This is a genomic window from Streptomyces sp. 2114.4 (assembly GCF_900187385.1).
Taxonomy (GTDB): Bacteria; Actinomycetota; Actinomycetes; order Streptomycetales; family Streptomycetaceae; genus Streptomyces; species Streptomyces mooreae.
In genome coordinates, this window is record NZ_FYEY01000001.1 from 3631832 (window position 1) to 3648560 (window position 16729).

General features: G+C 65.9%; 11 protein-coding genes and 3 rRNA genes. 3 read left to right on the plus strand and 11 right to left on the minus strand.

Annotated features, from left to right (window positions below; translation table 11 throughout):
• The first annotated feature begins 370 nt into the window (after positions 1–370).
• The 3 genes from CFW40_RS15865 to CFW40_RS15875 all read left to right on the plus strand — a co-directional run bounded on the left by CFW40_RS15865 (position 371) and on the right by CFW40_RS15875 (position 3969).
• Positions 371–1354, plus strand: a complete 984-nt coding sequence (locus CFW40_RS15865; RefSeq protein ID WP_088798524.1) for an HAD family phosphatase — start codon at positions 371–373, stop codon at positions 1352–1354.
• Positions 1355–1684: 330 nt separating this feature from the next.
• Positions 1685–2470, plus strand: coding sequence for an ECF subfamily RNA polymerase sigma factor, BldN family (locus CFW40_RS15870; protein WP_088798525.1), 786 nt, complete (start codon positions 1685–1687; stop codon positions 2468–2470).
• A 284-nt stretch (positions 2471–2754) separates the two neighbouring features.
• Complete coding sequence (locus CFW40_RS15875) at positions 2755–3969, plus strand: DUF5667 domain-containing protein (RefSeq protein ID WP_088798526.1); 1215 nt, start codon at positions 2755–2757, stop codon at positions 3967–3969.
• Between the two features lie 50 nt (positions 3970–4019).
• Here CFW40_RS15875 and CFW40_RS15880 read toward each other — a convergent pair whose 3' ends face one another.
• The 11 genes from CFW40_RS15880 to CFW40_RS15930 form a co-directional block, all read right to left on the minus strand.
• Positions 4020–5015, minus strand: coding sequence for a lysophospholipid acyltransferase family protein (locus CFW40_RS15880; RefSeq protein WP_088798527.1), 996 nt, complete (start codon positions 5013–5015; stop codon positions 4020–4022).
• A 14-nt stretch (positions 5016–5029) separates the two neighbouring features.
• On the minus strand, positions 5030–6079 hold the full coding sequence (locus CFW40_RS15885) for an NAD-dependent epimerase/dehydratase family protein (protein WP_088798528.1): 1050 nt from the start codon (positions 6077–6079) through the stop codon (positions 5030–5032).
• A gap of 198 nt (positions 6080–6277) precedes the next feature.
• Positions 6278–6376, minus strand: a complete 99-nt coding sequence (locus tag CFW40_RS15890; RefSeq protein WP_003948845.1) for a 30S ribosomal protein bS22 — start codon at positions 6374–6376, stop codon at positions 6278–6280.
• A gap of 119 nt (positions 6377–6495) precedes the next feature.
• Entirely contained in the window at positions 6496–6705 is a 210-nt protein-coding gene (locus CFW40_RS15895) for a helix-turn-helix domain-containing protein (protein ID WP_006604741.1), read from the minus strand.
• Between the two features lie 128 nt (positions 6706–6833).
• Positions 6834–7649, minus strand: coding sequence for a phosphatase (locus CFW40_RS15900; protein ID WP_088802147.1), 816 nt, complete (start codon positions 7647–7649; stop codon positions 6834–6836).
• A 185-nt stretch (positions 7650–7834) separates the two neighbouring features.
• Positions 7835–9010, minus strand: coding sequence for an acetoin utilization protein AcuC (locus tag CFW40_RS15905; RefSeq protein ID WP_088798530.1), 1176 nt, complete (start codon positions 9008–9010; stop codon positions 7835–7837).
• Positions 8979–10217 carry an MFS transporter gene (locus CFW40_RS15910; protein ID WP_088798531.1) on the minus strand — a complete coding sequence of 413 codons (1239 nt, stop codon included), beginning with the start codon at positions 10215–10217 and terminating at the stop codon, positions 8979–8981. The genes CFW40_RS15905 and CFW40_RS15910 overlap by 32 nt, the downstream gene beginning before the upstream one ends.
• Positions 10218–10311: 94 nt before the next feature.
• Positions 10312–11022, minus strand: a complete 711-nt coding sequence (locus tag CFW40_RS15915; RefSeq protein WP_088802148.1) for an HAD family phosphatase — start codon at positions 11020–11022, stop codon at positions 10312–10314.
• Positions 11023–11108: 86 nt separating this feature from the next.
• Positions 11109–11225, minus strand: a 5S ribosomal RNA gene (rrf, locus tag CFW40_RS15920).
• A gap of 74 nt (positions 11226–11299) precedes the next feature.
• Positions 11300–14420, minus strand: a 23S ribosomal RNA gene (locus CFW40_RS15925).
• 303 nt (positions 14421–14723) lie between these two features.
• Positions 14724–16252, minus strand: a 16S ribosomal RNA gene (locus CFW40_RS15930).
• The 16S, 23S and 5S rRNA genes sit together here, the layout of an rRNA operon.
• Positions 16253–16729: the final 477 nt, after the last annotated feature.

Sequence of the window (16729 nt, forward strand, 5' to 3'; positions counted from 1 at the left end):
TTCCCTCACCGCACCGCAGCCCCCTCGGCAACACCCACCCTCTCCCCTGCCCCACCGCAGCTCCCTCAGCTCCCTTCCCCCGCCTGCGGCAGCCCCGTCGGGAATACCCCTTCTCCCCGCCGCCCGGCGTCACCCCTCGTGGGCGCCCCTCTCCCCGCCGCGCCGTAGCCCACCCCCGGAATACCCCCTCCCCCCGCCACGTTGTGGCCCGCAAGGGGCACTTCCTCCCCTTACGGGAAGTGTTCCCCCGCCCCCTAAGGCCCCGCCAAGGCCCCGCAGAGGTGGCTGTAATGCACACTTCCCCCTCTCCAGGCCCTCCTGACACGCGCCCGTAACCGGCTGCACCGAACAAACTGGCTACGCTAGCGCCATGGCCCGCCCGTCGCCCGCTCACCGCCCCCGCTGGAGCCCCACCGGGGCACTCTTCTCCCTGGGCTGGCTCCCCCGCCGCAGACGGCCCGCCACGGCCCGCAGTGTGCTGGCCGGCGAGGCCGCAGCCGAGGCCGCCCGCAAGTCCTCCCAGGAAGCGCCGCCCGCCGAGGAGACCGAGACCCCGGCGGAGCCCGACTTCCCGGTCGTCGGGGACACGGCCGCCGCCGCCTTCTTCGACCTGGACAACACCGTCATGCAGGGCGCCGCGCTGTTCCACTTCGGCCGCGGCCTGTACAAGCGGCACTTCTTCCACAAGCGCGATCTGGCCCGCTTCGCCTGGCAGCAGATCTACTTCCGGCTGGCCGGCTCGGAGAACCCCGAGCACATGGCGGACGTCCGCAACAGCGCCCTGTCCATCGTCCAGGGCCACCGCGTCGCCGAGCTGATGTCCATCGGCGAGGAGATCTACGACGAGTACATGGCCGAGCGGGTCTGGCCCGGCACCCGCGCGCTCGCCCAGGCCCACCTCGACGCAGGTCAGAAGGTGTGGCTGGTGACCGCGGCCCCGGTCGAAACCGCCACGATCATCGCCCGCCGCCTCGGCCTGACCGGCGCGCTGGGCACCGTCGCCGAGTCCGTCGGCGGCGTTTACACGGGCAAACTGGTCGGCGAGCCGCTGCACGGCCCGGCCAAGGCCGAGGCCGTCCGCGCCCTGGCCTCCGCTGAGGGCCTGGACCTCTCACACTGCGCGGCCTACAGCGACTCCGCCAACGACATCCCGATGCTCTCACTCGTCGGGCACCCCTATGCGATCAATCCTGACAGCCGGCTGCGCAAGCACGCCCGGGAGCAGGGGTGGCGGCTGCGCGACTACCGGACCGGACGCAAGGCCGCCAAGATCGGCATTCCCGCGGCGGCCGGTGTGGGCGCCCTGGCGGGCGGTGCCGCGGCCGCGGTCGCACTGCAGCGCCGACGCCGCTGACCAGGCCTGATCGCCTTACGGGACGGCGGGCCATCCCGGCTTCCTACCCCCTCCGCCGTCCCCTCAGTCCCTTTGCTGCCGGTTAACCACAACACGCCCTCCAACCAGGCAGATTGCGTTTCCTTCCGATCAAAAGTTGCTCAGTAATCGATACTTGATCTGCCACCAACCCGGCACGGACCGTAACTAATCGATGATTTGAGCAACTGGGTGTAGCGCTGCCTGTACGAAGCGTTATTCTCCTCAGACGCAATCCGGAACCCACACGTCCCTACGACGAGTGAACGGTCCCGCACTGCACGTGATGGAAGCTCTGCCTCTGGGAGTCCCGTGTACCCACACGTCGGGGTTGACGCCTCGGGCCTGGCTACGCTGCGTACGACACTCGTCGACCACCTGCGCAGTTTTGTCCCCACCGCGTACGCCGTCCCCGCATTCGCCTCAGCCGTCCCCGCCGCCGGACCCTGCTACGCCCTGGCCGACGGGAGCGCTGCGGTCGGCAAGGCCGCCGGCAGAACCCGCCGCTCCGGCACCGGCACGACCACCGCCCGCCGCCCCGCCGACAGCGACAGCCGTCGCATGATGGACCTCGTCGAACGAGCCCAGGCGGGCGAGGCCGACGCCTTCGGCCGCCTCTACGACCAGTACGCCGACACCGTCTACCGGTACATCTACTACCGCGTCGGCGGCCGCGCCACGGCCGAGGACCTCACCAGCGAGACCTTTCTGCGGGCCCTGCGCCGCATCGGCACCTTCACCTGGCAGGGCCGCGACTTCGGCGCCTGGCTCGTGACGATCGCCCGCAACCTCGTCGCCGACCACTTCAAGTCCTCCCGCTTCCGCCTGGAAGTCACCACAGGAGAGATGCTCGACGCCAACGAGGTCGAGCGCAGCCCCGAGGACTCGGTCCTCGAATCCCTCTCCAACGCCGCCCTGCTGGAGGCGGTACGCAAGCTCAACCCCCAGCAGCAGGAGTGCGTCACGCTGCGCTTCCTGCAGGGCCTCTCGGTCGCCGAGACCGCCCGCGTCATGGGCAAGAACGAGGGCGCGATCAAGACCCTCCAGTACCGCGCGGTACGCACCCTGGCGCGGCTGCTCCCCGAAGACGCCCGCTGACCCGCCGACCCGCCCCCTGTCCGCAGATTCCGCTGACCGGTGCCGTGCCGCATCCGCTCACCCTTGGTGACCTTCCCTACCCGGTCGGTCAGATCATCGTGAGTGCGTAACCCGAGTGCCGCGCCGCTCGTTGTGCGGGATGCAGGCTCCATGCGGTCATGCCTTGCCCGCTGCCTCTCACTCGATCGAGTGGTCGCGGACAACGGCTTGCAACCGTCCGGTCCGTCTGGACAGTCAAAGCCAGTCCGGGGAGTCGAGCGGGATGACGAGAGGAGGTGCCGCCCGTGATCGCGAATGTCTCGGTGCACCGGCGGGCCAACGCCTTCGCCCAGACCCTTGAGGAGCAGGTCCTCGAGGGCACGGCGACCGAGGACCAGGTCGAAGATCCGGCCCAAGCGCCGGGCGAAGCACGGCTGTTGGCGGTCGCCGACGGCCTCGGGAAACTCCCGAGGCCGGAGATGGCAGCCGAGGTCAAGACTGTCCAGCGCGCCCAGCTCATCGCCGCGATGGAGTCCGCCTTCGCCGAAGGCGCTCCGTCCGACGGTGCCAGGGTGCCCGAGCAGCGCGAACACCGGGGCGCGCACCGCGCCACGAAATCCATCGGCAGGCTGCGTCCGCGCTCCCGCCTCACCAAGGGCCTGGCGGCCGGCGGGCTGACGGTCGGCGTCGCCGCCGGGGCGTTCACCGGCGTCGCCGCGGCCAGCTCCGACGCGCTGCCCGGCGACTCCCTCTACGGCCTCAAGCGCGGCATGGAGGACCTGAAGCTCGGCATGGCCGACGACGACTCCGACCGCGGCCGGCTCTACCTCGACCAGGCCGCCATCCGGATGATGGAGGCGCGCCGCCTGATGGAGCGCGCCCGGGTCGCCGACCTCGACCACGAAGCGCTCGGCGAGGTCCGCAAGGCACTCGCCGGCGTCACCCACGATGCGGGCGAGGGCCACCGCCTGCTGCACCAGGCCTACGAGCGCGACGGCTCGCTCGACCCCATCCAGGCGCTGAACTCCTTCACCAAGTCCCACCGCCGCACCTGGTCGCAGTTGCGCGACAAGCTCCCGGTGCAGCTGATGGACGTCCGTGACAAGGTCAGTTCGGTCTTCGACGCCATAGACAAAGAGGTCGGTCCGCTCCGCCCGCTGCTGCCGCCCACCCCGGAAAGCCGTAGCCACCACCGCAACACGCCCGCCTCCGCGGGCACCGGCTCCCGGTCCGACGGGCACCCCGCCCCGTCCGGCAGCAGGTCCGCCCCCGGCAAACACGCCGGTGGTTCGCACGCCCCCCGCCCGTCGACCTCACCGTCCCAGGAGGACGGCCTGCTCGGAGGCAATACGGGCGGCCTGCTCGACCCGCCGTCCAAGAGCGGCAGCGCGTCCCCGCACGACCGCGGCCACCAGCACCGCGGCCGGGACACCGGCGGCCAGCCCGATGTCACTCTCCCGCCGCTGATCCCGGGGCTGCTTCCCGGCCTGGGCATCGACGGCGAGGATCTCCCGAAGTAGCACAGCAGCGAAGCAGTCCCTCCGGCGCTCGGTGTTCTCTGGTCCTTCCCTCAGAAGAACACCGAGCGTCGCTGTACCAGCAGCTTGTAGAGGGTGTGCTGAATCGTTTCCCGCACCTGGTCGGTCAGGTTGAACATCAGCATCGGATCGTCCGCCGCCTCCGGCGGATAGCCAGCCGTCGGGATCGGCTCGCCGAACTGGATCGTCCACTTCGTCGGCAGCGGCACCGCGCCCAGCGGCCCCAGCCACGGGAAGGTCGGCGTGAGGGGGAAGTACGGCAGCCCCAGCACCCGCGCCAGCGTCTTGGCGTTCCCGATCATCGGGTAGATCTCCTCGGCGCCCACGATCGAGCACGGCACGATCGGCACCCCGGCCTTCAGCGCCGTCGAGACGAAGCCGCCGCGCCCGAACCGCTGCAGCTTGTAGCGGTCCGAGAAGGGCTTGCCGATGCCCTTGAAGCCCTCCGGCATCACTCCGACGATCTCGCCGCGCTCCAGCAGCCGCTGGGCGTCCTCCGCACAGGCCAGGGTGTGCCCGGCCTTGCGCGCCAGCTCGTTTATCACCGGCAGGACGAACACCAAATCGGCCGCCAGCAGTCGCAGGTGACGCTGCGCCGGGTGGTTGTCGTGCACCCCGACCTGCAGCATCAGACCGTCCAGCGGCAGCGTCCCGGAGTGATTGGCGACGATCAGCGCCCCGCCGTCGGAGGGGATGTTCTCGACACCCTTCACCTCTACCCGGAAGTACTTCTCGTAGAAGGGCCGCAGCAGCGACATCAGGACCTGGTCGGTCAGCTCCTCGTCGTACCCGAAGTCGTCGACCTCGTAGTCGCCGGTGATGCGCCGGCGCAGGAAGGCCAGCCCGCCCGCGATCCGCTCCTCCAGGGACCGCCCGGGGTTCGGCCGCGGCACCGCTGCCGGAGGGTGCTCGGTCCGGGCCTCGGGCACCGGCGCCAGCGCCGTGCCGTGCCCCGTGCGCCCGGCCCTCCTGGCCTTCCTGCGCGCCCGGGGCTCCTCGCCGAAGGGGATGACCTTGGCGTCCGCCATCGTGGATGAACTCCTCACTGGGTCGGGCCACCGCGGGCCGGCAGCGCCTCGGCGATCCGGTCGACGGTGCGGGCGACGGACTCGGGCGGCAGCAGCCCGGGTCCACGGCTGCGGGCGAATTCCGCGAAGGTCTCCGCCGTCGTGTACTTCGGATGGAATCCCAGTGTCTCGCGCATCTGCGTCGTTTCCACGACCCTGCCGTGCGTGAGCAGCCGGATCTGTTCCGGCGAGAAGTCCGAGATGCCGATGGACCGCAGCGCCGTACCGGCCCAGGTGACGGTCGGCAGCAGCAGCGGGACGGTGGGCCGCCCCAGCCGCCGGGAGGTCTGCGACAGCAGCAGGACGCCGTCCCCGGCGATGTTGAAGGTGCCGCTGTTGAGCGTCCCGCGGCGCGGCGCGGCGGCGGCGATCCGCAGCACCTCGATGGCGTCACCCTCGTGGACGAACTGCAGTCGCGGGTCATAGCCGAGGACGGTGGGCCACACCGGCAGCGAGAAGTACTCGGCGAGCGGGGAATCCGCGCACGGCCCGAGGATGTTGGCGAAGCGCAGCACGCACACCGCCACATCGGGCCGGCGCCGGGCGAAGCCGCGGACATACCCCTCGACCTCGACGACGTCCTTGGCGAAGCCGCCGCTGGGCAGCGACTTCGGCGTGGTGGTTTCCGTGAAGACGGCGGGGTCGCGGGGCGCGGAGCCATAGACGCTGGTGCTGGACTTGATGACCAGGCGCTGCACGTTCGGGGCCTTCTGGCAGGCGCCGAGCAGCTGCATCGTCCCGATGACGTTGGTTTCCTTCACCGAGGCGCGGCCGCCGCGCTTGCTCAACGGCGTGCCATTGATATCCATGTGGACGACCGTGTCGACGCCCGTCTCGGCCAGGACCCTGGCAATGGCCGGATGCCGGATATCGGCCTTACGGAATTCGGCGCCGCCCAGATGGTGTTCCGGTGCCACGGCGTCGACCCCGATCACCCGGTCGACGTCGGGATCGCGCTGGATGCGGCGGACGAACCGGCCGCCCAGCTGCCGTGCGACTCCCGTGACGAGCACGACCTTGCCCAAGATCAGCCCTTCCTTACCCGCCGCGACCGCCGTGGCCGAGCTGTGCAGGCCACGCTATCGGGTAGGTGTTGCGCAGTGATGTCCGCGGGATGCCCGTGGCCACATTTCCGTCCGACCACCGTCCATACGGCCCACAACGCACCGCAGCCCCCGATCGCACCAAGGCGATGGGGGCTGCGAATTCGCGATCAGCGTCGCTTACTTCTTGTTACGACGCTGAACACGGGTGCGCTTGAGCAGCTTGCGGTGCTTCTTCTTAGCCATCCGCTTGCGCCGCTTCTTGATAACAGAGCCCACGACTACCCTCGCTCACTTCGAATCACTCGGTGCGGGGCGTCCGAGCCCACACTACCTACATCGGGCCAGCCTACCCGGCGACGGGCGAACGGCGTAATCCGAGGGTCGGCGAGGTCTCGTCAGGCTGATTCCACCCCCACAAAGGACTCCCGGAGATAGTCGTGAACCGCTTGCTCCGGAACCCGGAAAGACCTCCCCACCCGAATCGCGGGCAGATGGCCACTGTGCACCAAGCGGTACACGGTCATCTTCGACACCCGCATCACCGTGGCGACTTCCGCCACTGTCAGGAACACGACCTCGTTCAGAGGCCTCTGGTCTGCAGCCATGCCACACCTGCACCTTCCGCATAAGACGGTCACCGGCTTCCCCTCCGGTGACTCTTCGTCGCTATGCGCTCACTCCCCAGATTAGGGGCGGGTGATGCGAGTGGGGAAGAGGAGCAGCGAACAGCCCCCTATCGGGACAGATATGCACGATTGAGCACATAGTGCGCCAGGGGCTGGTAGTGCGCGCTCGGCACGCCGTCGTCGAGCGGCACCGCCACCGACACCCGCCCCTCGGCCTCACCGACGAACAGCGCCGGATCGTCCGCATCCGCCGGCCCGATCGCCTCGATGCCCAGCTGACCTGCCCCGCAGGCCCATCCGTGGTCCCCGATCACCAGACCCGGCGGCGGCCCGGCGGAGCCCCCCAAGGCCGCCAGAGCGGTCCGTACCGGGAGCGGTGAATGGGTGTGTACGCCCCCCGTCCCCGGCGCGCTCCGCACGCCGGTTTCTCGCATCACCGCGACTCCCCGTACGTAGTCGAGTGTGCAGGTACGTACGCCGAACCGGGTCGCTATGTCGACACGGGCGCCATACGCCGGGGTGAGAACGGGGCAGCCCGCCGACGAGAGAGCGTCTGCGAGGGCGGCGTAGAACCCCACCAGCCGGTCCGGATGGCCGGTACCGATCAGCACCGGCGCCCGGCGGCCGGCCGCCTCTCCGACCCGTTCGGCGAACCGGTCCAGCGCCGCGAGGGTGCGGTCGGGATCGATCTCATCCGGGCCGGAAGTATGTGCGAGATCGACCGAAACCCCGCACTTCCGCCCCATCAGTCTCAGCACTTCACCGACCGGCCAGTCCCCTTCGGGATCCAGCCCCAGCAGCGCCCGGGGATCGCGCGCCGCGAAGAGCCGGTAGCGCGCCAGACTCTTCTCCCGCCTGGTCGCGATCGTCCCCGCGAGCCGCGCCTCGATCAGGTGCGCCCGCAGCGCCCCGGTGCCCAACACGCGTCCCATACTGTCCGGTTGGTCGGCCCACGGGTGCCCTGACCGACGGGTAGTCACACCTTTGGGGGCACGGCGCCGGTACGGCCGTACGGCGCAGCGCCGTGCCTCTCCGGAGCCGCAACAGCGCGACAGGGGAGACAACAGAGCCTCGCACCTCCAGGGCAGGAGCTCGCCCCTACAGGGACCTACGGAAGCAGCCCATGCGCCGGGAACACCGCCCTGCGGGTCGCCAGCACCGCCTGGTCCAGCCGGTCGGCCGGGTCATAGCCATCGTCGGTGAAGTCCCGCCACTGCGGCGTACGGCCGTCCGTCATCCGCTGCGGCGCCAACTGCCTCGTCCTGCGGAACACTTCGTGCCGCCACGCCTCCGGAACCATGGAGGTCGGCTCGATCGGCCGCCCCGCCGCGATCGCGGCCAGATGCGTCCAGCTGCGCGGCACCACGTCCACCACCGCATAGCCGCCTCCGCCGAGCGCGACCCAGCGGCCGTCCGCGTACCGGTGCGCCAGGTCGTGACAGGCCTCCGCTGCCGCGCGCTGCGCGTCCAGGCTCACCGCAAGGTGCGCCAGCGGATCCTCGAAGTGGGTATCGGCGCCGTGCTGCGTCACGAGCACCTGCGGCCGGAAGGCCCCCAGCAGCTCCGGCACCACCGCATGAAAGGCCCGCAGCCACCCCTCGTCCCCGGTCCCGGCCGGCAGCGCCACATTCACCGCGCTGCCCTCCGCTCCCGCGCCGCCGGTCTCCTCCGGCCAGCCGGTCTGTGGGAAGAGCGTCCGCGGATGCTCGTGCAGCGAGATCGTCAGCACCCGCGGGTCGTCCCAGAAGGCCACCTGCACGCCGTCGCCGTGGTGCACATCCACATCGACGTACGCGACCCGCTCAACGCCCAGCTCCAGCAGCCGGGCGACCGCCAGCGCCGCGTCGTTGTAGATACAGAATCCGGCCGCCCCGCCCGGCATCGCATGGTGCAGCCCGCCGGCGAAGTTCACCGCATGCGCCACATCGCCGCGCCAGACGGCCTCCGCCGCCCCCACCGACTGGCCCGCGATCAGCGCGGACGCCTCATGCATCCCCGCGAACGCCGGATCGTCCGCCGTTCCCAGCCCGTACGAGAGATCCGCGGCAGCAGGGTCCGCCGAGGCTCTGCGGACCGCAGCGATGTAGTCCTCGCGATGCACCAGCCGCAGGGTGGAGTCCCCGGCAGGCTTGGCCGCGACCACCTCCAGCGGCCCGCGGTCCAGCTCGTACGCCTCCACCAAACGCATGGTCAGCGCGAGCCGGACCGGGTCCATCGGGTGTCCGGACCCGAAGTCGTAGCCCGTTACTGCCTCATCCCACATCAGCTGTGCGCGGCCGCTCATATCGGTCACCGTATCGGGCCTTCGGCGCCCCGAACGATCGGGCATACACCAACGTCACCAATACCAGGGCCATCGGTACCAGCATCGCCCCCCGATAGCTCCAGGAATCACCGAGCGCCCCGACCAGCGGAGAGCCGATCAGAAAACCCACATAGTTGAAAATGTTCAGCCGCGCGACGGCCAGGTCCGAGGCCCCGGGGCCGTGCTGCTCACCGGCGTACCGCCCCGCCGCCGCGAACGTCTGGGGCACGATCACACACAGCCCGAACCCCAGCAGCGTGAACCCCGCCATCCCGGCCCAGGCCCCCGGAGCCGCCGCCACCACCGCGAAACCGCCCGCCGCGACCACCGTCCCGGTCCGCACCACCGCGACCGCCCCGAACCGCCGCACACCCAGATCTCCGACCGCCCGCCCCAGCAACGTGGTGACCATATAGACGTTGTACGGGACGGTGGCCAGCTGCTCGGAACTCCCCAGGACGTCCTGCAGATATTTGGCGCTCCAATTGGAGACGGTCGAGTCCCCGATATACGCACACGCCATCACCAGACACAGCGGCAACAACACCCGCATCGCGACAGGCGCAACGGCCGGCGCCGGCCCTCCCCCGCCCTCCACCGGATCCTGGCGGTCCCGGTCCACGAACCAGCGGCCCACGAGCAGCGCCAGCGGCACCAGCACCGCCACCACCGGCCCGTACAGCAGCGCAAGCGACAGCTTCCAGTGCGCGCCCGCCCAGGCCAGCGAGGCGCCCGCAATGCCGCCCAGGCTGTACGCCGCGTGGAATCCGAGCATGATGCTCCGCCCGTACGCCCGCTGCAGACTCACCCCGAGCATGTTCATCGAGGCGTCCAGGGCCCCCACGGAAAGCCCGAAGACCCCCAGCGCGACGGCGGCCTGGGCCATCGACCCGACCGACCCGACCGCCAGCAGCGCCAGACACACCACGGGCTGCACGCATCGCAGGACCCGGCCGGCCCGTATCCGCTTCACCACCTGCTCGGCAACGAAGCTGCCGACCCCCGCGAGGACCGGCACCGCCGCGAGGAAGGCCGGCAGCAGTCCGTCCGAAATCCCGTAGCGCTCCTGGATCGCGGGGATACGGGTCACGAGGAGGGCGAAGACCGCCCCCTGGACGAAGAAGCTGAGGGCGAGCGAGACCCTGCCGTGCCGTAACCGCGCTCCTGGTACCCGGGGGGCCGTCATGGCCGCTCAGCCTAGGACTCCCCACTACCACTGGGTAGATGGATCTCCCCACCAATTCCGGCGGGCTCCCCGCCCGCCGGGGGCCTTTCCGGCTCTACTGCTCTACCGCTGCACCGCTCTCCGGCTCTCCTGCAAACAGCGCCGGCAGCTCCGCCATATCGCCGAACAGCGTGGTGGCCCCGGCCTCCGTCAGCTTCACCGCCGGCGTCATCGCCGTGAAGCCGTACACGTCCATCCCCGCGGCGATCGCGGCCCGCACCCCCAGCGGACTGTCCTCGACCACCGCACACCGCTCCGGTGCCACACCCATCTCCCGCGCCGCATGCAGAAAGAGATCCGGCGTCGGCTTCCCCCGCCCCACATCCTCCGAGGAGAAAATGCGCCCGGTCGCACCGCCGCCACCGGCCTGCCCCTCGGCAAAGCGCTCGAACAGCCCGGTCTCCGTCAACGCGACCCGGATACGCTCATGGCTCCCCGACGACCCGACGCAGTACGGCACCCCGTCGGCGGCCAGCTTGTCCAGCACCTCGGCCACACCCACCACGGGCGCCAGCCGCCCGCGGAATTCCTCGAAGACCCGCGCATCAAAGGTCGCGTCGAACCCGGCAGGCAGCCGCTTTCCCGACCGCTCCAGCACCGTCTCGTGAATGCGGTGCTTCGCCCCGCCCATGAAGTCACGCAGCGACTCTTCATAGGTCGTCGGATGGCCCAGCTCGGTGAGGTAGGCGGCCAGGATCTGATTAGCGATCGGCTCACTGTCCACCAGAACGCCATCGTTATCGAAAATGACCAGCTCATAGCGCATGCCCCTGAGGGTATCGAGCGGCCACGAAACGCAAAAAAGCTCCGGTCCCTGAACCACGAAGGTTCAGAGACCGGAGCTGAAAAATTGTTCGGCGGCGTCCTACTCTCCCACAGGGTCCCCCCTGCAGTACCATCGGCGCTGAAAGGCTTAGCTTCCGGGTTCGGAATGTAACCGGGCGTTTCCCTAACGCAATGACCACCGAAACACTATGAAGTTAACCAACCCGGACATGACACAGGTCGTTACTTCAGAACCTACACAGTGGACGCGAGCAACTGAGGACAAGCCCTCGGCCTATTAGTACCAGTCAACTCCACCCGTTACCGGGCTTCCATATCTGGCCTATCAACCCAGTCGTCTACTGGGAGCCTTAACCCCTCAAAGGGGGTGGGAGTCCTCATCTCGAAGCAGGCTTCCCGCTTAGATGCTTTCAGCGGTTATCCTTTCCGAACGTAGCCAACCAGCCATGCCCTTGGCAGGACAACTGGCACACCAGAGGTTCGTCCGTCCCGGTCCTCTCGTACTAGGGACAGCCCTTCTCAAGACTCCTACGCGCACAGCGGATAGGGACCGAACTGTCTCACGACGTTCTAAACCCAGCTCGCGTACCGCTTTAATGGGCGAACAGCCCAACCCTTGGGACCGACTCCAGCCCCAGGATGCGACGAGCCGACATCGAGGTGCCAAACCATCCCGTCGATATGGACTCTTGGGGAAGATCAGCCTGTTATCCCCGGGGTACCTTTTATCCGTTGAGCGACGGCGCTTCCACAAGCCACCGCCGGATCACTAGTCCCTACTTTCGTACCTGCTCGACCCGTCAGTCTCACAGTCAAGCTCCCTTGTGCACTTACACTCAACACCTGATTGCCAACCAGGCTGAGGGAACCTTTGGGCGCCTCCGTTACCCTTTAGGAGGCAACCGCCCCAGTTAAACTACCCACCAGACACTGTCCCTGATCCGGATCACGGACCCAGGTTAGACATCCAGCACGACCAGAGTGGTATTTCAACAATGACTCCACCCTAACTGGCGTTAGAGTTTCACAGTCTCCCACCTATCCTACACAAGCCGAACCGAACACCAATATCAAGCTATAGTAAAGGTCCCGGGGTCTTTCCGTCCTGCTGCGCGAAACGAGCATCTTTACTCGTAATGCAATTTCACCGGGCCTATGGTTGAGACAGTCGAGAAGTCGTTACGCCATTCGTGCAGGTCGGAACTTACCCGACAAGGAATTTCGCTACCTTAGGATGGTTATAGTTACCACCGCCGTTTACTGGCGCTTAAGTTCTCAGCTTCGCCGACCCGAAGGTCGACTAACCGGTCCCCTTAACGTTCCAGCACCGGGCAGGCGTCAGTCCGTATACATCGCCTTACGGCTTCGCACGGACCTGTGTTTTTAGTAAACAGTCGCTTCTCGCTGGTCTCTGCGGCCACCACCAGCTCACCGAGTAAATCGGATCACCAGCAATGGCCCCCCTTCTCCCGAAGTTACGGGGGCATTTTGCCGAGTTCCTTAACCATAGTTCACCCGAACGCCTCGGTATTCTCTACCTGACCACCTGAGTCGGTTTAGGGTACGGGCCGCCATGAAACTCGCTAGAGGCTTTTCTCGACAGCATAGGATCATCCACTTCACCACAATCGGCTCGGCATCAGGTCTCAGGCTTCATGCTGTCCGGATTTACCTGGACAACGCCCTACACCCTTACCCCGGGACAACCACCGCCCGGGCTGGACTACCTTCCTGCGTCACCCCATCACTTACCTACTACCACCTTGGGTCAGCGGCTCCACCACTCCCCTTCACCCGAAGGATCCAGGGCGGCTTCACGGCCTTAGCATTAATGGATTCGATATTGGGCGCTTCAAAGCGGGTACCGGAATATCAACCGGTTGTCCATCGACTACGCCTGTCGGCCTCGCCTTAGGTCCCGACTTACCCTGGGCAGATCAGCTTGACCCAGGAACCCTTAGTCAATCGGCGCACACGTTTCCCACGTGTGTATCGCTACTCATGCCTGCATTCTCACTCGTGAACCGTCCACAACTCGTTTCCACGGCTGCTTCACCCGGCACACGACGCTCCCCTACCCATCACAACGGACGTTGGTCCTCATGTTGCAATGACACGACTTCGGCGGTGTGCTTGAGCCCCGCTACATTGTCGGCGCGGAATCACTTGACCAGTGAGCTATTACGCACTCTTTCAAGGATGGCTGCTTCTAAGCCAACCTCCTGGTTGTCTCTGCGACTCCACATCCTTTCCCACTTAGCACACGCTTAGGGGCCTTAGTCGATGCTCTGGGCTGTTTCCCTCTCGACCATGGAGCTTATCCCCCACAGTCTCACTGCCGCGCTCTCACTTACCGGCATTCGGAGTTTGGCTAAGGTCAGTAACCCGGTAGGGCCCATCGCCTATCCAGTGCTCTACCTCCGGCAAGAAACACACGACGCTGCACCTAAATGCATTTCGGGGAGAACCAGCTATCACGGAGTTTGATTGGCCTTTCACCCCTAACCACAGGTCATCCCCCAGGTTTTCAACCCTGGTGGGTTCGGTCCTCCACGAAGTCTTACCTCCGCTTCAACCTGCCCATGGCTAGATCACTCCGCTTCGGGTCTTGGGCACGCTACTCAACGCCCTCTTCGGACTCGCTTTCGCTACGGCTTCCCCACACGGGTTAACCTCGCAACATACCGCAAACTCGCAGGCTCATTCTTCAAAAGGCACGCAGTCACGACACAAGGACAAGTCCTTGTGCGACGCTCCCACGGCTTGTAGGCACACGGTTTCAGGTACTATTTCACTCCGCTCCCGCGGTACTTTTCACCATTCCCTCACGGTACTATCCGCTATCGGTCACCAGGGAATATTTAGGCTTAACGGGTGGTCCCGCCAGATTCACACGGGATTTCTCGGGCCCCGTGCTACTTGGGTGTCTCTCAAACGAGCCGCTAATGTTTCAGCTACGGGGGTCTTACCCTCTACGCCGGACCTTTCGCATGTCCTTCGCCTACATCAACGGTTTCTGACTCGTCTCACAGCCGGCAGACTGTGAAAGAGAGATCCCACAACCCCAACCACGCAACCCCTGCCGGGTATCACACGTGACTGGTTTGGCCTCATCCGGTTTCGCTCGCCACTACTCCCGGAATCACGGTTGTTTTCTCTTCCTGCGGGTACTGAGATGTTTCACTTCCCCGCGTTCCCTCCACACTGCCTATGTGTTCAGCAGCGGGTGACAGCCCATGACGACTGCCGGGTTTCCCCATTCGGACACCCCCGGATCAAAGCTCGGTTGACAGCTCCCCGGGGCCTATCGCGGCCTCCCACGTCCTTCATCGGTTCCTGGTGCCAAGGCATCCACCGTGCGCCCTTAAAAACTTGGCCACAGATGCTCGCGTCCACTGTGCAGTTCTCAAGCAACGACCAGCCACCCACCACCCCAACCCGAAGGCTGAGTTCACTGGGGCCGGCATCGCGAAGGTCCAGACCACAGTCCGTACCCTCAGATACCCAACAACGTGCCCGGCCCACCCCGTCAATCCCCACGTTCCACGCCGAAGCAGTACTAGTGACAACCAACCGAGTGTGCCGAATAGTCAACGTTCCACCCATGAGCAACCAGCATCAGACACTCGCTGATGTACTGGCCTCTGACCCGGACAAGTCCGAGTAAGAAGTGCTCCTTAGAAAGGAGGTGATCCAGCCGCACCTTCCGGTACGGCTACCTTGTTACGACTTCGTCCCAATCGCCAGTCCCACCTTCGACGATTCCCTCCCACAAGGGGTTGGGCCACCGGCTTCGGGTGTTACCGACTTTCGTGACGTGACGGGCGGTGTGTACAAGGCCCGGGAACGTATTCACCGCAGCAATGCTGATCTGCGATTACTAGCAACTCCGACTTCATGGGGTCGAGTTGCAGACCCCAATCCGAACTGAGACCGGCTTTTTGAGATTCGCTCCACCTCGCGGTATCGCAGCTCATTGTACCGGCCATTGTAGCACGTGTGCAGCCCAAGACATAAGGGGCATGATGACTTGACGTCGTCCCCACCTTCCTCCGAGTTGACCCCGGCAGTCTCCTGTGAGTCCCCATCACCCCGAAGGGCATGCTGGCAACACAGAACAAGGGTTGCGCTCGTTGCGGGACTTAACCCAACATCTCACGACACGAGCTGACGACAGCCATGCACCACCTGTACACCGACCACAAGGGGGACCCTGTCTCCAGGGTTTTCCGGTGTATGTCAAGCCTTGGTAAGGTTCTTCGCGTTGCGTCGAATTAAGCCACATGCTCCGCTGCTTGTGCGGGCCCCCGTCAATTCCTTTGAGTTTTAGCCTTGCGGCCGTACTCCCCAGGCGGGGAACTTAATGCGTTAGCTGCGGCACGGACGACGTGGAATGTCGCCCACACCTAGTTCCCAACGTTTACGGCGTGGACTACCAGGGTATCTAATCCTGTTCGCTCCCCACGCTTTCGCTCCTCAGCGTCAGTATCGGCCCAGAGATCCGCCTTCGCCACCGGTGTTCCTCCTGATATCTGCGCATTTCACCGCTACACCAGGAATTCCGATCTCCCCTACCGAACTCTAGCCTGCCCGTATCGAATGCAGACCCGGGGTTAAGCCCCGGGCTTTCACATCCGACGTGACAAGCCGCCTACGAGCTCTTTACGCCCAATAATTCCGGACAACGCTTGCGCCCTACGTATTACCGCGGCTGCTGGCACGTAGTTAGCCGGCGCTTCTTCTGCAGGTACCGTCACTCTCGCTTCTTCCCTGCTGAAAGAGGTTTACAACCCGAAGGCCGTCATCCCTCACGCGGCGTCGCTGCATCAGGCTTTCGCCCATTGTGCAATATTCCCCACTGCTGCCTCCCGTAGGAGTCTGGGCCGTGTCTCAGTCCCAGTGTGGCCGGTCGCCCTCTCAGGCCGGCTACCCGTCGTCGCCTTGGTAGGCCATCACCCCACCAACAAGCTGATAGGCCGCGGGCTCATCCTTCACCGCCGGAGCTTTCCACCACCAGACCATGCGGTCGGAGGTCGTATCCGGTATTAGACCCCGTTTCCAGGGCTTGTCCCAGAGTGAAGGGCAGATTGCCCACGTGTTACTCACCCGTTCGCCACTAATCCCCTCCCGAAGGAGGTTCATCGTTCGACTTGCATGTGTTAAGCACGCCGCCAGCGTTCGTCCTGAGCCAGGATCAAACTCTCCGTGAATGTTTACCGGTAATCCGGTGAACACACACGAGAGCGGAACGAGCGGACGGAATAGGTCCGGTCGTTCACAGCGTCCTCGCTGTGTGTGCCACCCCGACCGCTCGGGCCGTGGTGGGCTTTCAAAGGAACCTCATCTCCATGATGGAGACGGGGTATCAACATATCTGGCGTTGACTTTTGGCACGCTGTTGAGTTCTCAAGGAACGGACGCTTCCTTTGTTCCTGTTTCACCAGGATCTCCGGGCGCTTCCCTTCGGTCTTGCGTTTCCGACTCTATCAGATCCTTGCGGTCCCGATTTTCGCCGGTGCGTTTCCGCCTTTCGGCTTCTTCGCGCTTTCCAAGCGTACCAGATCCGTTTCCGTGTCTGGCCCCTGTTGGAGCGGGTCGGCCGTTCAGCTTTCGCTTTCCGGCCTTTCCGACTCTAGCAGACCCGATTTCGATCCGTTGCCGGCCCGAATTCGTTTCCGATTCCCCGT